The organism is Streptomyces achromogenes (assembly GCF_030816715.1).
Taxonomy (GTDB): Bacteria; Actinomycetota; Actinomycetes; order Streptomycetales; family Streptomycetaceae; genus Streptomyces; species Streptomyces achromogenes_A.
The window spans coordinates 8,705,268-8,727,486 of record NZ_JAUSYH010000001.1 but is presented as its reverse complement, the minus strand read 5'-3'; the positions used below and the strand labels follow the sequence as shown (position 1 = coordinate 8,727,486).

Sequence of the window (22,219 nt, the reverse complement as noted above, 5' to 3'; positions counted from 1 at the left end):
CAGTCCTCCGTCTCCGGCGCGCGGATCCCCGGGTCCGCGCGGCGGCATGCTCGTCAGCGATGTGCGGTGTCGCTGCGGGGTGGATCGAGCAGGGGGATGCGGGCGGTGATGCGCTTGCCGACCGACTGCTGCTCGATGAACAGGGCCTGGCTGACGGCCTCGACGATCTCCAGCCCGTGCTGGCCGACCCGGTCGGGATCGGCGGCCCGGGCCGCGGGAACGACAGGGTCGCTGTCCCACACGATGACGTCCACGGCGTGGATGTTGATACCGAATTCCACCAGGACCGGGCCAGGGGCGTATTTACAGGCGTTGGTGACCAGCTCGCTGACGACAAGCTGGGTCAGATCCCGTGCGCGGGCGGGCACGGACAAGGGGTAGTCGGCTTCGGCCTGGTCGAGGAAGGCAAGGGCGTGCCGACGGGCGTCGGCGATGCAGCCGTCGTCTCCGCCGAGGGCGTAGCCGGCGCGGATCAGGTGCTCGACCGGTCTGGTACAGCCGTCACCGTCGGTATGGGATCCCCCTGGTGCCATCCTCATGCTCCATTCACGCGTGCCCCACTACCCGCCATCGCGTCATACATGCCTGAGCCATGCTGTTCCGCACAGCCGCCCGAGCGCATGTGGTCCACGTCAGCGATCACGCAGCGCCCCGTGGTCTCCCACCGCACCCGCCAGCACCGCTCGCTGAGGCGCCGCAGATCATCACTGCCGAGGCCAAGCGCCACACCACCGCGTAGCGATCTCCGGCTTCGGGCCGCGGCCCTCGCGCAGCCGGCGGCGGACAACGGGCCCGACGGAGTCATGTGACCTGTGGGGGTGTCTCAGTCCCAAGGGGTCTCAGGCGGCGCAGCTCCCGTAGACGAACCGTGACGGGCGTCGCGGGCCACGCGCCGCGCCGGCCGCTCAGAGGTGGCCGTCCAGGAACTTCCGTACCTCGGCGATGGTCATGGGCCCCGTGCCGTGCGCCACCGCCTCCCCCTGCTTCAGCAGGACGCAGGACGGGGCTCCGGTGATCCCGTATCGCTCGGTTGCGGCCGGACAACGCGTGATGTCGGTACGGACGACCGTCAGGCGGCCCGTGCAGTCGTCGGCGATGTCACCCACGACGAGGTCCATCACCCGGCAGGGCTCGATCGCCTTGGGCCATGTCCCGGTGAAGTACGCGAGGACCGGAACTGCGCTCATCCCGAGGATGAAATCGAACTCCGCGTCCTCACGGGGCCGGTGAACCCGCTTCGCCATGAGCCCTCCTGACCTCACGTTCCGTCATTGCGTCCCCATCATCCCTCGCACTCGGCCTGAGCGCGCAGTCCTGACCCCTGGCGCGGCTGGTCCGCGGCGTCAGGGCAGGAAGCGCTCGACTGCGGCCGAGGCCGATGGGCGGCTCAGTGCTTTCGCGCAGTCTGTCTGAGTGATCGTGGGTGATCTCGTCCCGGGCGCGGCGACTGCCAGGAACGTACACCGCCTCGGGCGGCAGACGTTCGTCTGTCAGGCGGGAGAGAGCCGGCCGGCCGGCACCGTGCTCGGCGTCGGGCAGGAAGAGGTTCCACAGGCCCTGGCTGCGCGTCTCGGCCTCGAGCGTTCCCGACCTCGGCGCCCTCTCTCACGCACTCCCCCCGCTGAGACGACCGACTGCCCACGGCATGAGCTCCTTCGCGACCGCAAGGCTGAACGGCCGCACCAGCGAGCACAGTTCGACGCAGGCCGTAGGACCGAGTGTGAGATACGGGAGGGCGGCCAGCCTGTCGGTGGTGTGCTCGATCTCCGCCCTGCGCCGCGCCCCCTCCTCGGTCAGGGCCGGCTGCGGCCCGTCGTCGAGCCATCCACGCTCACGTAGGCTCTGGACCGCCTGGCCCCACTGCTGAGGCGTCCATGCCCGCGAGTCGCGCAGGACCCCTGCGTCGACGTCGCCTGCGGCGGCATGCGTGACGAGAGCTTCGATCCCGCTCAGTCCGGCGGTCAGCAGTGCCCCCACATGACCGTCGCCCCGGAACTCCCTCAGCAGAGTCTGCGCATGCCAGAGCACGAGGTGCGGCGCGCTCGGCCACGGCAGTGCGGCGTGCGCGGCGAAAAGAGGGCGGCCCTGCGGGTGATCGACAGTCACTTCAGCTGCGGTACGGGCCAGTTCCGCGGCACGGGCCATCGCCGGCGAGGAGACCTCCGCGCCGAGGATGCGGCGGAGCGTGGCGTCGATCCCTGCGAGCCGGGCAGCGGCGAACTGCTGCGGCGTAGCGACCCCCCATGCCGCGGGTATGGCCCGGCGCACCAGTTGTGGATTGAAGTTGTAGAACGTGGCGATGACCAGATCCGCCGAGGCCGCGCCGAGCGCGGCCGAACGGGACGCGAAGTACCCCGTCCTGGCGTCCGCGCCCAACTCGTCGTACCGGCCTGCGGCTTCGGGCGAGAAGTAGACGGCCCCGTGGTAGGGCTCGAGGGTTCTCCAGGTCTCGCGCGCGAGGGCGAGGCTGTCGCGGTTCATCTTCTGCGTCATGAGCGGCTCTCCGGTCCTGTGGCGGATGAAACGCTGGTATTCATCGAGCACATGACGGCGTATGGGACGCCGCCCGACGTACCGCCTGGTCGGTACGCTACTGGAGAGCGGCTCCGGCGGCTACCGCCCTGCAGCCGGTTCTCCTCGCCGGTCCACGATGACCACGCCGCCCCGGCTCCTGCGAGGACAGGGCCCTGGGAGTGACGCACCGCACGGTCGACGCCATCGTCATCCACAAGGCTGGTACGCCGTACGGTACTCGGGCACGCTTCATGAAGGCGTCGGAGATCCAGTGCCAGCAACCGCTGGACCAGGACCTCAACCCACCTCGACCAGCCCTAGAACGCCGAGTTGGCGAACCAGTAGATCAGCAGGTCATCGTCTCCGTCACATGCGAAGACCGCCGCATCGTGGTGCAGTCGGCCGTAGACGAGCAGCAACAGATCGGCCGCGGTTCCGTGAACGGTTGCGTCGGCGGTTTCGGCAGCGCCGGGGTTCGCGTCGAGCCCGAAGCCGTCGGACCGCAGGCGGACCAGCCAGTTTCCCTCACCGTCGGTCGCATGGAACCGGATGGCCTTGTCGGGACCGCGCAACTTGGCGACGTGGGGCGCGAAGGAGGTGGCGAAGGGGAGATTGTCGAGGAACTCGTCGACCCCGTCCACCGCCAACGGCCGGTCGACGGTGGGTCGGCGACCCAGGGCCAGTTCGGCGTCGACCCGATGCAGCAGGGTCTCGAAGAGCATCCGGCGTGCCCAGAAGCGGGCGTGCTGATCGCCGCCCCATGCCCACATGGGAAGGTCCGGGTCGGTGGCGGCGAAGGCCTCCGCGGCCACGGTCGCACTGTGGGTCAGCCAGTCTGGGTACTCCTCCTGCCGTTCCGGGAGCCGCAGGTCCACCTCCCGCTTGCGCGGGGGCTCCTGGATGCGCGCGTGCAGAAGACTCGAGAACCAACGCTGGACGCTACCGGTGTGCCTGACCAGGTCTGCCAGAGTCCAACCGGGGCAGCTCGGCACGGCGGTCATCAGGTCGGCATCCTTGACGGCTGCGACGAGTCGGGCGGTCTCCACCGCGATCGCGGCCCGGTGGTCGACCGGAACGTGTCCGTTTGCGGGGCGGTCCAACGAGTTCATCGTGGGAGCCTTTCTCTGGTGTGCTTGGGGTACGGCGCGTCGGTCACCGGCAGTCCGCAGAACTTGTCGCGCTGCAGACAGTCAGCGGCAGGGCTGGCTGCCTCCGGCCTCACGACCCTCCGATGGTCGCACCCGCACGCATACCCCCGGGTACAGAGGGCTCCCTCGCCGTCCGCCTGACCCACTGCCCCTTGCCGGGACCTCCTCCCTGACCGGCCGGACGAATCTCACTCACCCGCGACGTGTCGCCCGCCGGAGCCCGCCGGTCCTGCTCACCGCCCAGGAGCCGAGCGCCGCGAGGAAGGCCGCCCCCAGCGCGTACACGGGCAGCCAGAGCGTCGTCGTGGAAGCCAGGCAGTCGTTGACAGCGCGCCGACTCTGGTCGCCCTGCGCGTACACCAGCGCGGCACTGTCGTGGCCCCCCAGGTCGCCCAAGGCGGCCTGCGCCTGGAGCGCCGCGTATCTGCCCAGGTGGGCGCATTCGGCCCGGGTGCCCGGCATCGGGAAGAACCAGGCCCACCGTTGCATGGCGGGCGCCACCGCGAGGGCCACACACAGGCCGACCACCAACGAGTAGGCGGTCAGGGCCCGCACATACTCCCGCCGCGCGCCGGGCGCGGCGGTCGGCGGGCGGGTGAAGGAGAGGATCACCGCGAGCAGTGTGACGCCGAGATAGGTGGAGAACCACTGCCATGAGCCGGAGGAGAGCGCGAAGGCGAGCACACCGGCGAGGGCGGTGCTCAGCACCCCGGCCCGGTTGCCGGTCCCCCGGTTCGCGCCGGTGGCCACGGAACTCTGGGAGCCTGAGCGGCTGCTTTCGTCCATGGTCTCTCCTGCCTGGCTCCGGAGCCACCAGTCTCCGGGGGCAGCCCCTTCGGGCCCGCCCACCATGCCGTTACACCCGCCCCGCTCGCCCGGTTGGCGGGCGTGCCGCGTCGACCCTGTGCGGGCGTGGCACGGCCCGGGCATGGGTCGAGGTGAGCCGGAGTGGGAGCCCGACCGCAGCGGTGGCCGTCCTGCCCGGGCTGCCGGGCTGCCGCCCGTGTCGCGAGCCGGCCGACGACATCGGTCAGGATTCGAGAAGCAACGGCCGCCGGCGGCATCTAGCGTGAAGTGCATGACCTCCATCGACTTCATCACCTTGGAAGTGGCCGACCCGGTGGCCGCCGAGCGTTTCTACGCGGAGGGCTTCGGCCTGGGCGAAGAGGTGCGCCTGCGGGCCTCGCAGGAACCGACCTCCGGCTTCCGAGGGTTCACCGTCTCGCTCGTGGTGTCCCAGCCGTCGATCGTCGACGGCCTCTACGGCACCGCTCTCGACGCCGGCGCCACCTCGCTGAAGCCCGCCAAGAAGTCGCTGTGGGGTTACGGCGGCGTCGTGCAGGCCCCGGACGGAACCGTCTGGCAGATCGCGAGCTCCTCGAAGAAGGACTCCGGGCCGGACAGCCGGCGGATCGACGAGATCGTCCTGCTGCTGGGCGTGGCGGACATGGCCGCGAGCAAGCGGTTCTATGTCGAGCGCGGCCTCAAGGTGGCGAAGAGCTTCGGAAGCAAGTATGTCGAGTTCGACGCCTCGGGGAGCCCCGTGAAGCTGTCGCTGTACGGGCGTCGGGGTCTGGCCAAGGTCGCCGGCGTACCGCCGGAGGGGGCGGGGTCGTCCCGGCTCGCGATCGGCGGCGACGCCGGATCCTTCACCGACCCGGACGGATTCGTCTGGGAGTCCGCGGACTGAAATCGACCACAGCGACCAGGTCCTCGCGGGCGGCAAGGTCTACATCAGCGGCGTCCAGGGGATCGGCGAGGATGCCTGGGGGGCATGCCCCGGGACAAGGCGCAGGCCCACTACCTGCTGCGGGCCCCGCTCAACTTCCCCGAGCACGTGCTGCAGCAGATCGCCGCAATGCGCAAGATCTCCCGGGCGGGCGAGGAGAACGTCCAGGGGGTGCGCGCAGTGCGCTGCCGAGGCATCCTCGGCCACCGGACCGTCACACCGCGCATGACCCCGGATGTCCGCAGGAAGACGGACCGAGCCCGCCACGCTCTCGGCCGTGTTGTCAGTGGCCTGCGGCATGATGACCGGCACGTGACGACCTGCCCCGCAGGGCTCCGAGGCCGTCCGAGACGAGGGGGCGCTGTGCGTAGGCCGGTTGCAGGCGAGGTACATGTTCATGACCGTCAGATCTACGTCGAGAGCGATCCGGACAGCCCCAGGCCAGACCTGTCCAAGGCGCTCGCGGGCCAGAACGGGGGGTTGTGCGGGGCTGCGGTCCCGGGTGTGATCCTCCTGTCCACCGCGCTGTACACGGGCGACGTCGGATTCGTCGTGGAAGTCCACGACGACGCCCCTGCGTTGGACCCGGTCTGGGAGGACGTGATGGAGGTGTCCTTCCGCCCCGCGTCGGAACGCACAAGGTTGGTGCAGTGGGACGGCGAGGCCGCGTGGGACCTGGGTCTCACGCGGACCGACTACCGGGTCCGGTACTGCGCCCGGGGGATGGACGAGGGAGGGGAACTCCCCACCAGAGTGACCGGGGAGCCCCAGGCGGACAGCTACCTGCTGCAGTTCTGGCCTGCCCCACCCCGCCCGGACCACGTGATCCGGCACACCTCGTGGACGGCCGGGCACCTGCACGACTACGCGCGTGCGACGGCTCGTACGCCCGAGCAGCTCGCCGAGGCCGAACGGCTGACTCGCCAGCTGTTCGAACGGGCCGCCGAGGAGCGGGCTCAGCGGGCCGCCGAGGAACGCCGACTGCACTACGAGAAGTGGGAGTGGGGCGGGCGGCTGCCGAGCGAGAGGCTGCGCGGTGCCCGCGAGAGCAACGTCCTCGGTCTGCTCCGCTTCGACAGCGACCTGGTGCATGCCCTCGATGCCGTGGGTCCCGAGGTCCAGCGTGCGGTGGCACTGCTGGCCGCGCGGCGAGCCTGCGAGGCTGCGGGCCTGACCGATGTGCCATGGGTCGCCCAGGCACTCTCCGAGTTGACAGAGAGGCGCCCCCTGCCGCCGCCGTTCGACGACCCGGACCTCATGCGGCAGACCCTGCGCTCCGATCCTCGCGTACCGGACAGGTCGGTACGCGAAGCCATACCTCCCGAGCGAACGCCGTACCTCCCACCGCCGTCCGCGAACACAGGGCACAAGGTCGTCGTGGTGGCACACCCTGCCGTCACGCCGCGTGCCCCTGGGCAGATCTCACAACCGCACTTCGCTCTTCCCGCCGTGCTCGCCGCCGCCAGTCCCGCCCCGCTCACAGCAGCACTGGACGCGGTGTGGCATGCACTGCAAACGTATGGCGAGCACTACCCCGCGCTGGTGGACGAGGTCAGGTCGGTGTGCGCCGAGCGGGCAGGGAGTATCGCCGCTGCCCTCCGCATCCGCACCACCCCGCCACGGCCGGTCGACGTCACCGCGGTCGTCCCGCAACTGGCCCCGCTGGCACGCACAGCGACCCGGCTGCACCCCCGCCCCGGGTCGCCCACTCCGTACGACAGCTCTGTCGGCGGGCCGCTGCTGTGGCCCGCAGACGAACCGTGGCCGCGCTGCGAGGGACCGCACGAGTGGGACGAGGTGAACGAGATTCTCTCGCCAGAGGACGTGCGACAGCAGCGACGCATCCGGGCAGCATCGGAGAACCGGCCGGGCGGTGATCCCCCGGCGACCGGGTACACGCCCGAGGTACCGGCGTTCGAGGAGCGGATCAAGGCCGGCCGCCCCTGGCCCGAGGGCCCGATCGCCATGCTGCCCGTGGCCCAGTTGTACGTACGCGACGTCCCCTTGCTGCGCCCGCCCGGGCAGGCCGAGGCAGACCTGCTCCAAGTGCTGTGGTGTCCCTTCGACCACCCCGCGCAGCCCGAGACCGCACTGTTCTGGAGGTCGTCCGCCACGGTCACCGACATCCTCGACACGCCCCCCGAGCCGCCCGCGATCCAGTTCGCCGGCTACCTGCCGGAGCCGTGCCTGCTCGCGCCTGAGCCGATCACCGAATACCCCAACATCATGGAACTGAGCAAGGAGCTCCAGCACCAGCTGGAAGACTGGCGCAGGTGGCAGGCAGCGGGCACCGCGCTGGACGGCTCTGCCACACCCCGTGCGAAGGCTTTCTACCATGGGTTCTACACCGACAGACTGTCCGTTGCTCCCGGCTGGAAGGTCGGTGGATGGACCCGGTGGGGCCTCACCGATCCCGTACCCCGGCTCTGCCCCTCGTGCGGCACCGAGATGGATCCGCTGCTGACCATCGCCTCGGCCGAATGGAACTCCCACAATCCCTGCTGGATTCCCGACGAGGACCAGGCCGGCTCCACGTTGTCCACCACCGATCCCGCACCGTGGAACCCGACCATGCTCGACCTCGCCCGAGGCTACGATCTGCAACTGCACGTCTGCCCGGCGTCCCCCGACCATCCGCACATCGAGCTGATCCAGTGAGCCGTTCCTGGATCGCGAGGGGCGGCCGGTGATACCGGCGCGAGTGGGACGGTGCGACGATGCCAGCGGCCCCGCCGCGGATGTCCGCGAAGAGCCAGACGGCTCGCTGACGTTGCTGCCGCGGCCGCGTGTCCTCGCCACGCTCGGCCCCTTCCCCCTCGCGCGCAAGGGCGTCATTTCCAACCCCGGATCGGGCGAAGGTGCCGTAGAGCGGGTCGCGTCGGCCCTGCGGGCGGCGTTCCCCGGCCGCTTCACGGATGACGCGCTCCTGCACTGGGGGCCCAAAGACAGCGCAGAAATCTTCGCCGAGGCAGTCGCCGGCACGGCGCGTGAGGGGACACCGGCCTCGGCGGCCGACGAACGCGTCTTCGTGGGCGAGGATCACCAGGAGCGCGCGTTCGCCAGGGAAGCCGGCCTGCGCACGGCGGCCCGCCCCGTGTTCACCGTCGCCGCCGTGGAGAACCGCCCCGTCTTCTGGGCGCGGATCGAGCTGCCCGAGGGCCGGGGGCTGCCCGACCTGAAGGCGGTAGCCGATCACAACGAGGTCGTCCCCGTGCACGTCGCCTCCGCCCGGCTCGTGCTGGCCATGGCAACTATGGTCGGTGCCGCGGCGCTCGAACAGGCCGGATTCCCGGTCGACTTGCGAGGGCCGGTGGAGGAGACAGCGGCCTTCTTGATCCGCGACGACCGCCCCCTCGCCCCTGACCATGCCTCCGCGGACATCCTGGGCGGAGCGACGACACGCGCCACTGCCGCCTTCGGCCTCGTCGCCGGAACCACCACCCGGCCTCTCCTCCCGCTGGGTTCCGCGCCGGGCGGTGTCTACCTCGCGGTACCCGCCGGCTCCGCGATCGACGACGTCCACCTACCGGGTGCGAAGCCCGGACACACCGAGCGGTTGTTTCCGGACCCGGCGCTCCTCTCCCGCCCCGGAGAAGCGTGGTCGCGAGGCCAGTGACGGCATTCCTTCCCCGGAGACGACGGCCGCGGTGCTCGCGGCCGTCACCCCCGAGGTGCTGCGGGGCCACGTCACCCGCATGGGCGTCGCGTGGGATGGGAGGGGGGTCAGGCGGGCCGGTCGGCGGCCGCCACCAAGGCGGTGAGTACGCGGCGGGTCTTGCTCTCGGGGTGCTCGGAGAGGGGCACCCCGCGTTCGCGTACCGCCTCCTGGAGTTTCCGCTGCTTGCGCTCGGCCCGTGCGGTGAACGTCTCCCGGTCGTCCTCGTCCTTGGGTTTCACCCGGATAGAGACCTCCAGGAACTCCAGGCCGGTCACCGACCACACCTCCAGATCGGCCTTCAGGTCGTCGAGCGGAACGTCCTCGATCTTCGTCGACAGGACCGGCCCCAGCGCGACCAACCCGTCGAGCGGGACGGAGGGCGCACAGGCATGCAGGAACTGGTCCTGCACCGCGTCCATCGCCGCTGCGGCATCGGCTCCCTGCTCCACCGCGTCGCCCAGCGTCCCAGGAGGGCAGTCGCGCAGCAGAGAGGCCGCCAGCACGCGGCCGTTGCTCGACCAGTCCTCCTCGATACGGTAGGTGAAGGGTCCCGCTTCGAAGGCGTCGGAGAACCGGCCGACCAACTGCTCGCGGTCGCACGGTCGCAGCTTGACCGTCAGATCCTCCGGTGCGCCGCCCAGTCTGAAGCGGACGATCACGCCGTTGTCCAACAACGCGACCCGCCCCTCGGCGGCCCCTCGCCGGTCTTCGGCGAACCAGATCCGGCGCGAGGTCAGCGCACCCCGCGAACTCTCGAGAGCCGACAGCGCACCGGACACATCGCCCTCGATGTTGACTTTGATCTCGGCTGGTATCAGGCCCATGACATCGCTCCTGCACGGGTTTCAAGGGGAGCAATCCTCACTTTTCAGAATATCACCGCGGGAAAGAATTCCCGGCGGCGTCCGCCAAAGGACACGGGCGGGACAGGGTATCGGCTTATCGACCGCCCGAACTGGACGGTATGCGAGCGATCAACAGTTGCGCCGACTGGAACCCGGCTTTCTGCCTGGCCCCTGAACGCCGGCAACAAGGACTGCCCCGCCCCGATTCGAGCGGCTGGTCTACCGACGACGCGGAGCTGACGGTCAGTCTGGAATCTTGTGGTGGGCGCGAATTGACCCTGGGCGTGTTATGTGAAGGCGCAACATTTGAGGCCGCTCCGCACCAGGGAAACGCCATGTGGCGCCGAGCCCGGAAAGTGCAATGATGGACGCGTGAGCCAGCTCACATCATGACGCTGCGATGGATGAAATGGATTACCGGCCCGGCGGGCCGTACACGGCCGGTTCTGGGCACATACGCCTGTCCGGCGCACGTGGACCGCGTGCGGGTTGGGCACCCTCGCAGCTGGGAACAGACTCCCCCTGGTTTCAAGGAGTGCAGCGATGACCAGCGAATTTCGACACCATTGCATGATCCCCCCGTATCTGCTCGAAAGACTGCTGAAAAGCGATGACGGCGAGGTCCGCCAGGCCGCGCTGAACACCATGCTCACCACTGCTCACCTGCGGGGTGAACGAGCGGTCCGAGCAGCCTTCCCCGGTGTCGCCACTCCCGGCAACGCTCGTAGGACGATCTTCGACTGCCGGAACACCACGTCTCTGCCTTTCGCGGTTCTGGCGCGGTCCGAAGACGGACCGGAGTCTGCCGACGTCTCCGTCAACCGGGCATTCGACATGCTCGGCAAGACGCGCGACTTCTTCCAACGGGTGTTCGCCCGGAACTCGATCGACGGTCACGGAATGCGCCTGGACGGATACGTCCACTACGGCCACGAGTTCGCCAATGCCTTCTGGGACGGGCGCCAAATGGTGTTCGGGGACGGGGACGGTCGCGTCTTCTCCGACCTCACGGGCTCCATTTCCGTGATCGCCCATGAACTGGGCCACGGGGTGACCGAGCACACCACGGGGCTCGAATACCACAACCAGTCCGGAGCCCTGAACGAGTCCATGTCGGACGTCTTCGGGGCGATGGTCGAGCAGTGGACGCTGAGTCAGACAGCCGAGCAAGCGGACTGGCTGATCGGCCGTGAGGTCTTCACGCCTCAGATCGAGGCCGACGCACTGCGGTCGATGAAGGCTCCCGGGCATGCGTGGAACACCGAGAAGTTCGGCAAGGATCCCCAACCGGACCACATGTCCAAGTACGTGAACATGCCGGACACCTACGAGGGAGACTGGGGTGCGGTGCACTACAACTCCGGCATTCCGAACAAGGCGTTCTACCTGACGGCGGCGACCATCGGCGGATACTCGTGGGAGGCACCCGGACTCATCTGGTACGAGGCTCTCAAGGCATCCAACAGCGAGACGCGGTTCCAGGAGTTCGCGGACACCACGTACCGGAAGGCCGGAGAGCTCTACGAGGCCGGCGGCGCCGAACAGACGGCCGTGCTGGGGGCGTGGCAGGAGGTCGGCATCTCGATCACCGGGGTCTCGACCGGGCTCGCAAGGAGGCTCAATCGCACGGTCGGCCAGAACGGGGACGCGACCGGGGCGATCAGAGCTCTGACGGCCCAGGTGCAGGAGCTGAGCCGGGACGTGGCCGCGCTCAAGGGACGTGTGACGTCCGGAGGTTGACGTCGAGGCGCCCGGCGGCCGACCGCCGGGCGCTTCTGCGGGTACAGCGGAACCGGCGGGAACGGCGGGAACGGCGGGAACGGCGGGAACGGCGGACGGCTGAGAGGTGCCATGAGGGTCACATTGGCGACGCACGGCGGACTGGCGGCACCGGTCCTCGCCGGCCTCCCGCCGGACGTGGTGGACAGCCACGCCCTGCCCGAGAGTGCTGCGGCCGAGCTGTCCCGGCTTGTGGCCGCTGCCGTTCCGGCGGCTGCGGCACCCGCGGCGGCTGCGGGAGACCCGGAGCCCCGCAGGCGCGCACCGGATGCCATGAGCTACTCGATCACGGTCGAGGAGGGCGGCCACTCGTCCGTCCTCGTCCAGTCGGACACGGACATGTCCCCGGAGTTCGCGGCGTTGCTGCGGTGGCTCAAAGAACATGTCGCGCGGGAGTGAGAGAAGAATCGAGGCACCCCGCCGCGCCGCGGATGGTGGAGTGCCGACGCGGCTGTCCGGGTGGGCTGTTGGCAGCACCACGACGCCGTCGGCCTCGGCGCCCTCGACAGTCCGGGTCCCAGGTGATCTGGCCGTGGACTCCTCGCCTGCGGCGGGAAGAGCGGGGCTCCCTCCGCCGTGTGCGTGACGACCTCGATCTCGATCTGTGGCCCCCTGCGCATCCTTCATGAACTGCGGTGTGGCGGCGGGTGAGAGGAGCGTGGGAGCGATGACGGCACCGCCGACGCCGCGGTCATAGGGCACCGACCGACTGCCGTTGCGCGTTCACGGGTCAGGTCGCGTTCACAGTCCACTCATCCAGCGGTTCCGCACGTGGGGTCGTCCTCTCCATGGTGTGTCGGGGACCGGAGATCCGAGATCGGCCGCGCGCCCTGCGAGTGACCTGGCGTCCGGCTTGTTGTGACGCCTTCGCGGCAGGAGTCACAACAAGCCGGACGCGCTCTCTTGGGCAGGATCCCCGGATACCGGGTGATCTGGACCCCCGGCGGACTCGGCGGCACGCAGCGCCGCCTCGACCCGGCGATTGCTGGTCATGGTCGCCGTTACGGCTGTCATGGCGAGGAGGAGGCCGGCGGCGGTGAAGAGCGGGGTGCGTGCGCCGTAGGCAGTGGCCAGCGAGCCGCCGAGGAAGGCGCCGAACGGGGCGGCGCACATGGCGAGCATGCGGGAGGTGGAGGCGACCCGGCCCATCAGGTGGGCGGGGACGATCGCCTGTCGGAGGGAGGGGCCGAGCACCATCGTGGCACCCATGCCCGCTCCGCAGACGGCGAGCGCGAGGCCGGCGCAGTAGGGGTTCGGGGCGACGGCAAGACCCAGGATGGCGAGTCCCTCGACTGCCGCCGTGGAGGTCAGTGCGGTGCCGGTGCCGAGTCGTCGGCCGAGGAGGGAGGCGATGCCCGCTCCGAGCAGACCGCCGGTGGCCTCCGCCGTGAGCAGCAGGCCGAAGCCGAAGGTCTCGATGCCGAGACGATCGTGCGCGAAGAGGACGAGTACGGTCTCCACGGCGAGGAAGGCGATGTTCCCCACCGCCGGACGCAGCGCGAGCCCGAGCAGCAACCGATCCTGGAATACGTACGAGGCACCGGCCCGCGCCTGCCGCAACAGCGACTCACGGGCCTGCGGTACGGGCCGGGGTGTGGCAGGCAGCGACCGTACGAGCAGTGCGGAGAACGCGAACGACACCGCGTCGGCGAGCAGCGGAAACGCCCGCCCGAGCGCGAGCAGGGCACTGCCCGCGGGCGGCCCCGCGAAGCCGGACGCGGCCGTCTGGGTGCCGCGCAGGCGGGAGTTGGCACGCTCCAGGAGCGCTGGGTCGCGGCCGAGCAGATCCGGCAGATAGGCCGTGGCCGCCGTGTCGAAGAAAAGTCCGCCGAGGCCGAGCAGGAAGGCGACGGCCGCGAGCAGTGGGATGCTCAGCATGTCGAGCGCGGCCAATGCCGCCGGTATCGCGAGCAGCACCGCACGCGCCGCGTCCGCGACCCACATCGTGCGCCGACGGTCCCAGCGGTCCACCAGCGCACCGCCGAGCACCCCGAAGAGCAGCCACGGCAGCGTCCCGGCGGCCGTGACGACGGCGAGCGCCATCGGGTTCCGCGTCAACGCCAGCGCGAGCAGGGGCAATGCGGCATGCGACACCCCGTCACCGAGCGAGGACACGGACTGCGCGGTCCACAGCCGTCCGAACCCGGCCGGCAACTTCCGAACGGCTGGGGTCACTTGGCGTCGCCTTCGGCCTGCTCGCGCGGTGCCGGGTGAAACAGTGCGAAGACGAGTGACGCGTCCGGCAGCGACGGATCGGACAGCTCCCGGTACTCGTCCGCCAGCGCCTCCAGCCGCACCCCCAGCTCCGCGAACTGCTCCTCGGTGAGCCGCAGATGCGCCATCCGTACGTGCCGCCCGCCTTCCGCCGGCGCTGCCTCCAGGTCGGCCACCGCATGCCGCATCAGCACATCGGGTCCTCCGTCGCCCGGATCCGGCAGCACGATCGCCCGCGCGGCCATTGCGTAGTACCGCTCCGTGACGCCCCGGACCTTCCGCGTTCGCACCACCTTCACCAGGCCGGCCCGTTCGAGCAGTCGTACGTGGTAGCTGGAACTCCCCTTCGCGAGGCCCACGCGCTCGGCGATCTGCGTGATCGTCGCGGGCTCGAAGCGGAGCGTGGCCATGATCCGGTGACGCGTGAGATTGGAGACGGCACGTAGCTGCTCGTCGGTGGTGACCTGGAACGTGTCGGGAAGATCATCGGTAGGCATGACTCTAATGGTCAACAGTTCTTGACCATTAGGCAAGGGGATTTCGTTCTGTCACTCGATGACCGGGTTCTCTTCGTCCTGCCTGAACCGCTCGGCCGCCTCCATCCTCAACTTCTCGCGGAAGGACCGCCGTTCGTCGGTCAGTCCCCCTTGCGCATACCCGGCAGACCCTCGGCGGCTGACTGGACCAGCCGAGCTGATACTGCATCAGCAGGGCTTGATCGACGCGTCAGGCCGTTCCGCTGATTCGCAGGCCTCATCGAGTCGGCGCGGAGCCTCGCCGAGGACCAAGTCCTGCGTGGCTGGGACATCGGTGCGAACCTGGCGGCCCTAGGTCCCAACGAGATAGATCTCACCTACTTCATCGATACCCAAGAGGGTCTGGCCGTGGTCCAACTCGCCGAGTGGTTGGGGATGTCGCCCGATCGCTTCGCCCCACCGGCACCCGTCGTCGACTTCGCCCCTTTTATGCTCCGCTGGAGGCGGAACCGCGCGGCAATGCCCTCGGTGCGCACACAGGTTTGGTCGTGCGTCCGGCCAGGACGCTTCGTGCATGATGAGCCATGACCGCGCGGGACTGCTTGATCTTCACATCTCGAGGACACGCGCGGCCGTCGTCACGTCACGGTCCACCCGGGAAGCTGGTCAGACCCGGTCCAGGGGTCGGTGCGGACCGTTGGGAAGTTCCATTTCGACCGTGTCACCAGGGCGCACCACGCCTCCTTCCCTCACGATGCTCATGATTCCGGCTTTGCGCACGATGTTCCCGGCCTCGTCGCGGCCGACGACCTGCTTCAGCAACCCGTTCTGGAAGTTGTCGATCTGCAGGCACGGATTGCGGAGGCCGGTGACTTCCAGGACCGCGGACTCGCCGATGCGCAGGAGTGTGCCGACCGGCAGACCGAGCAGATCGATGCCGCGTGTGGTGATGTTCTCGCCGAGTTCGCCCGGCGCCACTTGGAATCCGTCTTCGCCGACCTCGGCGAAGAGCTCTTCATGAATGAGGTGGACCTGGCGCAGATTCGGCTGGGTGGGATCCTGCGCCACGCGCGAGCGGTGCTTGACCGTCACACCGGCGTGCACGTCCCCCTCCACACCGAGTCCGGCGAGCAATCTGACGCTGTCCCGGTTCGGCTTGGTGAACGAGTACGCCCCGTTGCTGCTGACCGCCGTCACTCTCCCGCTCATACCTCGAAACCCCCTCGTCGGTAACCGTGATCACCCACGAGCCTAGCCCCGGCCCCTCAAGGCACACCATGCACAGTCAATCGCGGGTGGGGGCGATACCCGCGGGCGGGTCTCCTTCTTCTCCACCTCGACGGCATCGCCGTCGCCTTCGACGACCCGCCTGGCCGGCTGTTCCCGCCGCCTTTTCACTGGCAGGTATTGCCTGGCAGTCCCCCTGCCGGCTTTGCGGACTTCGGGTCGCGTTGAGCCGCGATTTCGAACTCTCGGCGGCGGAGCGCGATTTCCTCACTGATCACCTCGTGCACGACCGCTCCTACGCACCGGACCACCTGCTTCGCCACCACCTTCCGGACGGCGTGCGTGGCGGCATCGACCACCTGCAGTGACCCGGGCCGAGTCGCTTGCGATCGCAGGTGCCCTGGTCCGCGGACGTCAGCGACTGTGTGGTCCCACCGAGGTCGACCGGTGGCTCACTTTCCCGTCTGCGCGGCCAGTCGGGCGGCGCACAGGCTGAGGTGGTGCCGCTCCAGGAGGCTGGCGGTGCGACGGGCGGCGGTGCGGTAGTCGGCGACGGCGGCCTCCTGGTCCCCGGCGAGTTCGTGCAGATGGGCGCGGACCGCGTACAGCCGGTGGTGGCCGGTGAGCGCGGGGGGCGGGTCGGCGAGCAGGGCAAGGCCGGTGGCCGGGCCGTCCACCATGGCGATGGCGACCGCCCGGTTCAGGATGATCAGCGGGTTGTCGGAGATGCGGGCGAGCACCCCGTACAGGGCGAGGATCTGCGGCCAGTCGGTCTCGGCGGCGGTGGGCGCCTCGTCATGGACGGCCGCGATCGCCGCCTGCACCTGGTACGGGCCGACCGGACCGCGCGGCAGGGCGGCGGTGATCAGCGAGACGCCCTCGGCGATCGCGGCGGTGTCCCATCGGCCGCGGTCCTGCTCGGCGAGCGGGACGAGTTCGCCGTCCGGGCCGGTACGGGCGGGCCCGCGCGCCTCGGTGAGCAACATCAGCGCGAGCAGGCCGGCCACCTCGGCGCTGTCCGGCAGCAGCGTGTGGACGGCCCTGGTGAGGCGGATCGCCTCCCGGGAGAGTTCGACGCGCCGCAACGCGGCGCCGGTGCTGCTGGCGTACCCCTCGTTGAAGATCAGGTAGAGAACGTGCAGCACCGCGTCCAGGCGAGCCGGCCACTCGGCACCGTCCGGCATCCGGAACGGCACCCCGGAGTCCTTGATCCGATGCTTGGCCCGGCTGATCCGCTGGCCCATGGTGGCCTCGGGGACCAGGAACGCCGCGGCGATCTCACCCGTGGTCAACCCGCCGACCGAGCGGAGTGTGAGTGCGATCTTCGAGGCCGGCGACAGCACAGGGTGGCAGCACAGGAACAGCAGCGCGAGGGTGTCGTCGTGCGCGCCCTCGGTCCCGGCGTCGGCCCCGGGTGCGGACCGCCGGTCGGCCGGGACCTGACCGGCCACCAGTTCCTCGCGTCGGCGGCGTGCCTGCTCGCTGCGGACCTGCTCGGTCATCCGGCGTGTGGCGACCTGAATCAGCCAGCCGCGCGGGTTGCGCGGCACGCCCTCGGCCGGCCACTGCCTGGCGGCGTCCAGCAGGGCCTCCTGGACGGCGTCCTCGGCGGCGGTGAAATCCCCGTAGCGGCGGGTGAGCACGCCGACGACCTGCGGCGCCAGCGTGCGCAGCAGGTCGTCGACGGTTGGTTCGAAAGCCGTCATACGGAGATGTTCACAGCTCCGTGGGCGGGATCGCCATGATCTGGCGTACCTCGATCGGCATGTTGAGCGGCCGTCCACCCGGGCCGGGGGCGGCGGAGACGGCGGCGGCGATCTCGATGGCCCGCTGCTCGGTGTCGCAGTCCACGATCCACCAGCCGGCCACCCACTCCTTGGACTCCGGGAAGGGGCCCTCGGTGACGACCGGCGCGCCGCCGCTGTGGGAGCGCACGATCCGGGCGGTCTCCGGCATGGCCAGGCCCTGGGCGTCGACCAGTTCGCCGGCGTCGGTGAGGCCGGCGTTGGTCTCCTTCATGAACTGGATGTGGGCCTGGATCTCCTCGGGCTTCCACTCGTCGAGCTTGGGGAAGTCGACATTCTTCTCGCTGAACTGCATCAGCAGCATGTACTTCATGGTTCTGCTCCTCGATCGTCGTGGCCGCCCCGGACGGGGGCCGTCACAGGTAGGTAGAAGCACGCTCGGCGTTTTCGACATCCTCGACAGGGAATTCCACGAAAAACTTAGCGGCCGCCGAGCGACGAGCCCGCAGCAACCCGGTTCCCCCCAGCGCCTCCGCGGCCGCGGCGACCGTGCACCGGCTGGTGGCGGTCGGCGGGTCAACGGGTGCGGTTCACGGTTGCGGTCGAGGCGCGGCGCGGCGCGCGCACCGACGCGACGTCGTCGTACGCCGCTGCGACCAGCTCGAGGGCTTCCGTGGCATCACCACCGGATACGACAACACCGCCACCTCCTACATGGCGGCGCTCAGCTTCGCCTCATTCCCGCTCCGGGCGAGATCCGTTGTAAAGACGGACCTCGACCGGGACGGGCATATGCGCTCACCAGCAGTGTGTCGGTCCCGGACGGGGTGTCGGCGGACCGGGCCAGGCTCGCAGGCCGTTGTCGTCAGGGTGCCGCCCGGCCGGCCGGCGGCTCGGCCAGGGCGGTACGCGCCAGGTCGCGCAGCCACCGGTGTGCGGGGTCGGTGTCGTAGCGCTGGTGCCATGACAAGTAGACCGAGGCCGGCGGCAGGTCGAGGGGCAGCGGGAGCAGGGTCAGACCGAGCTGTGCGGCTGCCGGGCGCGCGGTGGACTCCGGGACGGTGACCAGCAGGTCGGAGTTCTGCACGAAGGTGAACGCGGCTCCTTCGGTGGGCGCCGTCGCCACCACGCGTCGGGTCAGACCGAGAGCGGCGAGGGTGTCGTCGAGGACATTGGAGAGCCTTCCCCGGCGTGAGACGCCGATGTGGTCGGCCGCCGCGTAGTGCGCTGCGGTGACGGTCTCGGCATGTGTGAGCGGGTGGTCCCGACGCACGGCGATGACGTGCATGGTCTCGGCCACTCGTTCGGCGCGGATCTCGGGTGCGGTGGGGCGGGCGGCGTTCGCGGCGAGGTCGACCTCGCCTCGGCGCAGTTCGGGAGTGTCGACGCTGGACTCCGCCAGGAAGCGCAGCCGTACTCCCGGCGCCTGCTCGCGCACGGCCGCCAGGAAGGCGGGGCCGGCGTGGGCGACGAGCGCGTCGTGCCAGCGCAGCGTGAAGGTGCGTTCCAGCGTCGCGAGGTCGAGTTCACGACTGGGCGCCAGCACGCCCTGGACCTGCTGCAGCAGGTCGTGGACCTGCTCCCGGACGGCTATGGCGTACGGCGTCGGCGTCATCGTGCGCCCTGTGCGCACCAGGATCTGATCCCCCGTCGTGCGCCGGATCCGGCCGAGACTCCGGCTCATCGCGGGGGCGGTGACGTGCAGGCGTTCGGCCGCGCCGGCCACGCTGCCTTCTTCCAGAAGGGCGTCGAGCGCGGCGAGCAGGTTCAGATCCAGTTGCATGGGAGTCATGTTATCCGTGTTTTACATGCACTTGCTGTTAATGACCGCGGATCCTAACGTCGAGGTACGGGCGCACCACACCAGGACTGCCGCCCGGTCGACCTCATCCCCGTCCCGATGGGAGTTCCGTCATGCCCGCAACACCCGCCGTCCCCGCCACACGCGCCGTCCCCGCCACACCCGCCGTTTCCGCCGATGACGCCGAGATACTGGCGCGGACCGCGGACGCCGTACGCGACGCGGCCTCGGCACTGCGCGAGCGCTTCGGCGACGTCGTCCGCCACGAGACCCGCGAGGAGCTCATGCGCGCGCTGGCCGTCAACGACGACCTGGCTCTCGGTATCCTGCGCCCCCGCCTCTCTCAGCTGCGCCCGAACGCCCGCTGGGTGGAGGAGGAACTCGAGGGCGGCGCTCTGCCCCCGGGCGAGTGGTGGGTCGTCGATCCGGCCGAGGGCAACGTCAACCATCTGCACGCGCTGCCGGAGTGGGCGGTCACCGCCACCCTCGTGCGCGACAACCTGCCGGTGCTCACCGCGGTCCACCTGCCGTCGACCGGGGAGACGTACACCGCGCTCGCCGGCGCAGGAGCCCGTGTCGACGGCCGTCCGCTGCGCGTCTCCCCGACTGCGGACCTCGGCCTGAGCATCGTGGCCACGAGCCAGGCGAGGCCGGACGAGCCCGAGGAGGTCGTGCGCCGCATCGGGGCGTCGATCACCGCGATGCTGCTGGACGCGCTCGTGGTGCGCACGGCCGTGCCCGCCACCCTGCATCTGCTGCATGTGGCGGCCGGCCGGATCGACGCGTTCTGGCAGTTCGCCGGAGCCCGCGCGGATCTGCTGCCCGGCGCGCTGCTCGTCACCGAGGCCGGGGGACGCATCTCCGACGTGGAGGGCCGTCCCTGGACCCCGCAGAGCGAGAGCTTCCTGGCCGCTGCGCCCGCCATGCACACCGCCGCCGTAGCCACGCTCGGCCGCTGACCCCCTCGCCCCCCCTCGCCCCCCATGGCCACCCCATGGGCACCCCGGACAACGGAAGGACTGGATCACATTGAGCAAGATCACTGTGCTCGGCAACGGCCGCGTCGGCGGCGGCCTGGCCGCGGCGCTGACCCGGGCGGGACACGAAGTGACCGTGCCGGGCCGCTCACCGGAATCGTCCGCGGAGGCCGTCCGGACAGCGCAGATCGTGGTCAACGCCACGCCGGGCGCCGGCTCGCTCGAGCGGCTCGCTGCGCTGCGCGAGGAACTGCGCGACAAGATCCTGGCGGACGTCTCCAACGCCACCGTCGACGGACCGGACGGGCTGCCGACTGCACTGCTCCATCCCGGCTCGAGCCTCGCGGAGCGACTCCAGGAGACACTCCCCCGCACACACGTCGTCAAGACGCTCAACACCATGCTCTACACGGTGATGACGGCGCCCGCCGCGCTCGCCCAGCCGCCGACCGTCTTCCTCTCCGGCGAGAGCCCGCAGGCCAAGCAGGTCGTCCGCGGGCTGCTCGCGGACCTCGGCTGGCGCTTTGAGTGGATCACCGACCTCGGCGGCATCGAATCCGCGCGGGCCACGGAGGCCGCGATCCTGTTCGTGCCGCACGTGATCCGTTCCAGCGGGTTCGCACCCTTCGCCGTCTCCATCGCCCGCTGACGAATCGGGACCGATCGAGACGACTGCTCACGCGGGCAGGTTCAGCTGCCAGGAGACGCCGAACCGGTCGTTGACCCAGCCGAACTTGGGGCTGAAGCCGTAGTCTCCCAGCGGCATGAGCACGGCTCCTTGCTCGGCCAGGGCCGCGAAGAGGCGGTCCAACTCGGCTTCGTCCTGACACTGGACGAAGAGCGAGACCGCGGGCGTGAAGGTGAAGTCGTGCTTCACCGGACTGTCGATGCACATGAACTGCTCACCGGCGAGTGCAAAGGTCGCGTGCTGCACGCTCCCCTCCTTGCCAGGGCCCGCGGCTCCGTAGCGGCTGATGCTGACCACCTCGGCGTCATCGAAGAGCGAGATGTAGAAGGTCATCGCGTCTTCGGCGTTCCCCTCGAACATCAGAAACGTGGTGATCTTCCGGGACGACACGATCTCCATGCGGGGCACTCCTTCGACGCTGTGAGGCGGCAGGTCGCCAGGCTAGCGCCAAGAGGCCGCAGGTCAGCGGAAGCGTCATCGTCATGCCTCCAGCCGGGTAGCGGGCGGGGCCGGTGCGGACCACCTGCGAACCGACGCCCGTCGCCGGCCCACCGGCCGTCGCCCGCCCCGCGGAATTCGAACACGGTAGCTCGGTGGTGTGAACCTGACCGAGCGGTCCAAGGAGGCCCCGTTGTCGTTGTTGTACGCGCTCGCGCCCGCAGACTTCAACTCGTCCGTCGTGTCGTGCGATTGCCTCGCGCACGTGTACGGCAACGCGGCAGATCATCCGGACCGGGTGCGCCGGTATCCCTCGGACATGAGCGACGAGGAGTGGACGGTGGTACGGCCGCTGTTGCCCACGCCGGCCTGGCAGGAGGGCCGGGCGGGCAGCCCGAAGGGCACTGCCACCGGCAGATGCTGGACGCGATCCGCTATCTCGTGGCGGGCGGGATCTCCTGGCGGTCAACGCCCGTGGACTTCCCCGGCTGGGACCGCGTCTACGGCTGGAGGTCAGTGCCCGTAGCGGTGCACGGTCTCCGGGTGGATGACGACGCGGAGTGGGTCAGCGGCCAGCATCATGGCGAGGTCGTGGGCCCGGCCCTGGTCGTCGAGGTCCCAGTAGCGAGCGGCGAGGCGGGAACACAGGTCGTGCGCTCCGTCGGCCGCCATCGTGGTGCGGCCGACGACGGACACCCAGCGCTCACGCTCACCTACCGGGGCCGCGACAACGATCGAGGCGCGGGGGTCGCGGTGCAGGCGCCGCACCTTCAGCGAGCCCGGCTCCGTGAAGAACTGGATCGTCCCCTCTGCGGTGGCCTCGAACCACACTGGCCGGGGCTGTGGCGGCTGCGTTCCCCCGGCCACGGACAGGAACCCGTGCAGGGGGCGTCCGAGGAACTCGAGATCCTCGGCGGTCAGCCGGCTGGTGGCGGTGCTCATTGCGGTCCTTTCAGAAGATGCTGGCGTGACGGTGGATG

The 22,219-nt window shown here is 69.9% G+C and carries 23 protein-coding genes; 8 read left to right on the top strand and 15 right to left on the bottom strand.

All coding sequences use genetic code 11. The features are described from left to right. Nucleotides 1-53: 53 nt before the first annotated feature. The 5 genes from QF032_RS38360 to QF032_RS38340 all read right to left on the bottom strand — a co-directional run bounded on the left by QF032_RS38360 (nucleotide 54) and on the right by QF032_RS38340 (nucleotide 4,448). Nucleotides 54-533, bottom strand: a complete 480-nt coding sequence (locus QF032_RS38360) for an ATP-binding protein (protein WP_307049258.1) — start codon at nucleotides 531-533, stop codon at nucleotides 54-56. A gap of 372 nt (nucleotides 534-905) precedes the next feature. Continuing rightward, nucleotides 906-1,244, bottom strand: a complete 339-nt coding sequence (locus QF032_RS38355; RefSeq protein WP_307059715.1) for a thioredoxin family protein — start codon at nucleotides 1,242-1,244, stop codon at nucleotides 906-908. A gap of 361 nt (nucleotides 1,245-1,605) precedes the next feature. Then, entirely contained in the window at nucleotides 1,606-2,493 is an 888-nt protein-coding gene (locus QF032_RS38350) for an SCO6745 family protein (protein ID WP_307049254.1), read from the bottom strand. 338 nt (nucleotides 2,494-2,831) lie between these two features. Beyond that, nucleotides 2,832-3,623 (bottom strand): maleylpyruvate isomerase family mycothiol-dependent enzyme, encoded by a 792-nt coding sequence (locus QF032_RS38345; protein WP_373430438.1) that lies wholly within the window; start codon nucleotides 3,621-3,623, stop codon nucleotides 2,832-2,834. 231 nt (nucleotides 3,624-3,854) lie between these two features. Next, nucleotides 3,855-4,448 carry a hypothetical protein gene (locus QF032_RS38340; RefSeq protein ID WP_307059712.1) on the bottom strand — a complete coding sequence of 198 codons (594 nt, stop codon included), beginning with the start codon at nucleotides 4,446-4,448 and terminating at the stop codon, nucleotides 3,855-3,857. Between the two features lie 292 nt (nucleotides 4,449-4,740). On the opposite strand from QF032_RS38340, the gene QF032_RS38335 reads away from it, so the two are divergent. The 3 genes from QF032_RS38335 to QF032_RS38325 all read left to right on the top strand — a co-directional run bounded on the left by QF032_RS38335 (nucleotide 4,741) and on the right by QF032_RS38325 (nucleotide 9,007). After that, nucleotides 4,741-5,352: a glyoxalase gene (locus QF032_RS38335; protein ID WP_307049249.1), complete on the top strand. Its 612-nt coding sequence runs from the start codon at nucleotides 4,741-4,743 to the stop codon at nucleotides 5,350-5,352. A 1,641-nt stretch (nucleotides 5,353-6,993) separates the two neighbouring features. Continuing rightward, nucleotides 6,994-8,049, top strand: coding sequence for a hypothetical protein (locus QF032_RS38330; RefSeq protein ID WP_307060525.1), 1,056 nt, complete (start codon nucleotides 6,994-6,996; stop codon nucleotides 8,047-8,049). A gap of 28 nt (nucleotides 8,050-8,077) precedes the next feature. Further along, nucleotides 8,078-9,007: a hypothetical protein gene (locus QF032_RS38325; protein ID WP_307059710.1), complete on the top strand. Its 930-nt coding sequence runs from the start codon at nucleotides 8,078-8,080 to the stop codon at nucleotides 9,005-9,007. 107 nt (nucleotides 9,008-9,114) lie between these two features. Here the strand turns inward: QF032_RS38325 and QF032_RS38320 are convergent, their stop codons facing one another. Continuing rightward, nucleotides 9,115-9,873: a hypothetical protein gene (locus QF032_RS38320; RefSeq protein WP_307059708.1), complete on the bottom strand. Its 759-nt coding sequence runs from the start codon at nucleotides 9,871-9,873 to the stop codon at nucleotides 9,115-9,117. 564 nt (nucleotides 9,874-10,437) lie between these two features. Between QF032_RS38320 and QF032_RS38315 the strand changes: the two genes are divergently transcribed. Together QF032_RS38315 and QF032_RS38310 are read left to right on the top strand one after the other, a co-directional pair. Next, nucleotides 10,438-11,634: a M4 family metallopeptidase gene (locus tag QF032_RS38315; protein ID WP_307049243.1), complete on the top strand. Its 1,197-nt coding sequence runs from the start codon at nucleotides 10,438-10,440 to the stop codon at nucleotides 11,632-11,634. A 111-nt stretch (nucleotides 11,635-11,745) separates the two neighbouring features. Next, a complete protein-coding gene (locus tag QF032_RS38310) occupies nucleotides 11,746-12,072 on the top strand; it encodes a protealysin inhibitor emfourin (protein WP_307049241.1) in 327 nt (108 codons plus the stop codon). A gap of 480 nt (nucleotides 12,073-12,552) precedes the next feature. On the opposite strand, the gene QF032_RS38305 is transcribed toward QF032_RS38310, so the two are convergent. From QF032_RS38305 to QF032_RS38295, 3 genes are all read right to left on the bottom strand, one after another. Next, on the bottom strand, nucleotides 12,553-13,848 hold the full coding sequence (locus QF032_RS38305) for an MFS transporter (protein ID WP_307049239.1): 1,296 nt from the start codon (nucleotides 13,846-13,848) through the stop codon (nucleotides 12,553-12,555). Then, complete coding sequence (locus QF032_RS38300) at nucleotides 13,845-14,384, bottom strand: ArsR/SmtB family transcription factor (protein ID WP_307059706.1); 540 nt, start codon at nucleotides 14,382-14,384, stop codon at nucleotides 13,845-13,847. Before QF032_RS38300 ends, QF032_RS38305 begins: the two co-directional genes overlap by 4 nt. Nucleotides 14,385-15,029: 645 nt before the next feature. Continuing rightward, nucleotides 15,030-15,572, bottom strand: coding sequence for an MOSC domain-containing protein (locus tag QF032_RS38295; RefSeq protein ID WP_307049234.1), 543 nt, complete (start codon nucleotides 15,570-15,572; stop codon nucleotides 15,030-15,032). A 242-nt stretch (nucleotides 15,573-15,814) separates the two neighbouring features. Between QF032_RS38295 and QF032_RS38290 the strand changes: the two genes are divergently transcribed. After that, nucleotides 15,815-15,958, top strand: coding sequence for a hypothetical protein (locus QF032_RS38290; protein WP_373430437.1), 144 nt, complete (start codon nucleotides 15,815-15,817; stop codon nucleotides 15,956-15,958). Nucleotides 15,959-16,042: 84 nt separating this feature from the next. On the opposite strand, the gene QF032_RS38285 is transcribed toward QF032_RS38290, so the two are convergent. The 3 genes from QF032_RS38285 to QF032_RS38275 form a co-directional block, all read right to left on the bottom strand. Beyond that, complete coding sequence (locus QF032_RS38285) at nucleotides 16,043-17,296, bottom strand: RNA polymerase sigma factor (protein ID WP_307059704.1); 1,254 nt, start codon at nucleotides 17,294-17,296, stop codon at nucleotides 16,043-16,045. Between the two features lie 10 nt (nucleotides 17,297-17,306). Further along, nucleotides 17,307-17,708, bottom strand: a complete 402-nt coding sequence (locus QF032_RS38280; protein WP_307049230.1) for a YciI family protein — start codon at nucleotides 17,706-17,708, stop codon at nucleotides 17,307-17,309. Between the two features lie 492 nt (nucleotides 17,709-18,200). Next, on the bottom strand, nucleotides 18,201-19,118 hold the full coding sequence (locus tag QF032_RS38275) for a LysR family transcriptional regulator (protein WP_307059701.1): 918 nt from the start codon (nucleotides 19,116-19,118) through the stop codon (nucleotides 18,201-18,203). A gap of 131 nt (nucleotides 19,119-19,249) precedes the next feature. On the opposite strand from QF032_RS38275, the gene QF032_RS38270 reads away from it, so the two are divergent. Both QF032_RS38270 and QF032_RS38265 read left to right on the top strand, forming a co-directional pair. Beyond that, the gene (locus tag QF032_RS38270) at nucleotides 19,250-20,095 is read left to right on the top strand and encodes an inositol monophosphatase family protein (RefSeq protein ID WP_307059699.1); all 846 of its coding nucleotides are present in this window, start codon (nucleotides 19,250-19,252) and stop codon (nucleotides 20,093-20,095) included. A gap of 70 nt (nucleotides 20,096-20,165) precedes the next feature. Continuing rightward, nucleotides 20,166-20,762 (top strand): NADPH-dependent F420 reductase, encoded by a 597-nt coding sequence (locus tag QF032_RS38265; RefSeq protein ID WP_307059697.1) that lies wholly within the window; start codon nucleotides 20,166-20,168, stop codon nucleotides 20,760-20,762. A gap of 27 nt (nucleotides 20,763-20,789) precedes the next feature. On the opposite strand, the gene QF032_RS38260 is transcribed toward QF032_RS38265, so the two are convergent. The 3 genes from QF032_RS38260 to QF032_RS38250 all read right to left on the bottom strand — a co-directional run bounded on the left by QF032_RS38260 (nucleotide 20,790) and on the right by QF032_RS38250 (nucleotide 22,181). Beyond that, nucleotides 20,790-21,200 carry a VOC family protein gene (locus QF032_RS38260; protein WP_306955764.1) on the bottom strand — a complete coding sequence of 137 codons (411 nt, stop codon included), beginning with the start codon at nucleotides 21,198-21,200 and terminating at the stop codon, nucleotides 20,790-20,792. Between the two features lie 324 nt (nucleotides 21,201-21,524). Then, the gene (locus QF032_RS38255) at nucleotides 21,525-21,650 is read right to left on the bottom strand and encodes a hypothetical protein (RefSeq protein ID WP_307059695.1); all 126 of its coding nucleotides are present in this window, start codon (nucleotides 21,648-21,650) and stop codon (nucleotides 21,525-21,527) included. 102 nt (nucleotides 21,651-21,752) lie between these two features. Then, nucleotides 21,753-22,181 (bottom strand): pyridoxamine 5'-phosphate oxidase family protein, encoded by a 429-nt coding sequence (locus QF032_RS38250; protein ID WP_307049220.1) that lies wholly within the window; start codon nucleotides 22,179-22,181, stop codon nucleotides 21,753-21,755. Between the last annotated feature and the right edge of the window lie 38 nt (nucleotides 22,182-22,219).

What these genes read in the sequence shown, in the direction of transcription:
- QF032_RS38360 (WP_307049258.1), bottom strand. Translation starts at nt 533, where the DNA reads ATGGCACCAGGGGGATCCCATACCGACGGTGACGGCTGTACCAGACCG.
- QF032_RS38355 (WP_307059715.1), bottom strand. Translation starts at nt 1,244, where the DNA reads ATGGCGAAGCGGGTTCACCGGCCCCGTGAGGACGCGGAGTTCGATTTC.
- QF032_RS38350 (WP_307049254.1), bottom strand. Translation starts at nt 2,493, where the DNA reads ATGACGCAGAAGATGAACCGCGACAGCCTCGCCCTCGCGCGCGAGACC.
- QF032_RS38345 (WP_373430438.1), bottom strand. Translation starts at nt 3,623, where the DNA reads ATGAACTCGTTGGACCGCCCCGCAAACGGACACGTTCCGGTCGACCAC.
- QF032_RS38340 (WP_307059712.1), bottom strand. Translation starts at nt 4,448, where the DNA reads ATGGACGAAAGCAGCCGCTCAGGCTCCCAGAGTTCCGTGGCCACCGGC.
- QF032_RS38335 (WP_307049249.1), top strand. Translation starts at nt 4,741, where the DNA reads ATGACCTCCATCGACTTCATCACCTTGGAAGTGGCCGACCCGGTGGCC.
- QF032_RS38320 (WP_307059708.1), bottom strand. Translation starts at nt 9,873, where the DNA reads ATGGGCCTGATACCAGCCGAGATCAAAGTCAACATCGAGGGCGATGTG.
- QF032_RS38315 (WP_307049243.1), top strand. Translation starts at nt 10,438, where the DNA reads ATGACCAGCGAATTTCGACACCATTGCATGATCCCCCCGTATCTGCTC.
- QF032_RS38310 (WP_307049241.1), top strand. Translation starts at nt 11,746, where the DNA reads ATGAGGGTCACATTGGCGACGCACGGCGGACTGGCGGCACCGGTCCTC.
- QF032_RS38300 (WP_307059706.1), bottom strand. Translation starts at nt 14,384, where the DNA reads ATGCCTACCGATGATCTTCCCGACACGTTCCAGGTCACCACCGACGAG.
- QF032_RS38295 (WP_307049234.1), bottom strand. Translation starts at nt 15,572, where the DNA reads ATGAGCGGGAGAGTGACGGCGGTCAGCAGCAACGGGGCGTACTCGTTC.
- QF032_RS38285 (WP_307059704.1), bottom strand. Translation starts at nt 17,296, where the DNA reads ATGACGGCTTTCGAACCAACCGTCGACGACCTGCTGCGCACGCTGGCG.
- QF032_RS38280 (WP_307049230.1), bottom strand. Translation starts at nt 17,708, where the DNA reads ATGAAGTACATGCTGCTGATGCAGTTCAGCGAGAAGAATGTCGACTTC.
- QF032_RS38275 (WP_307059701.1), bottom strand. Translation starts at nt 19,118, where the DNA reads ATGCAACTGGATCTGAACCTGCTCGCCGCGCTCGACGCCCTTCTGGAA.
- QF032_RS38270 (WP_307059699.1), top strand. Translation starts at nt 19,250, where the DNA reads ATGCCCGCAACACCCGCCGTCCCCGCCACACGCGCCGTCCCCGCCACA.
- QF032_RS38260 (WP_306955764.1), bottom strand. Translation starts at nt 21,200, where the DNA reads ATGGAGATCGTGTCGTCCCGGAAGATCACCACGTTTCTGATGTTCGAG.
- QF032_RS38250 (WP_307049220.1), bottom strand. Translation starts at nt 22,181, where the DNA reads ATGAGCACCGCCACCAGCCGGCTGACCGCCGAGGATCTCGAGTTCCTC.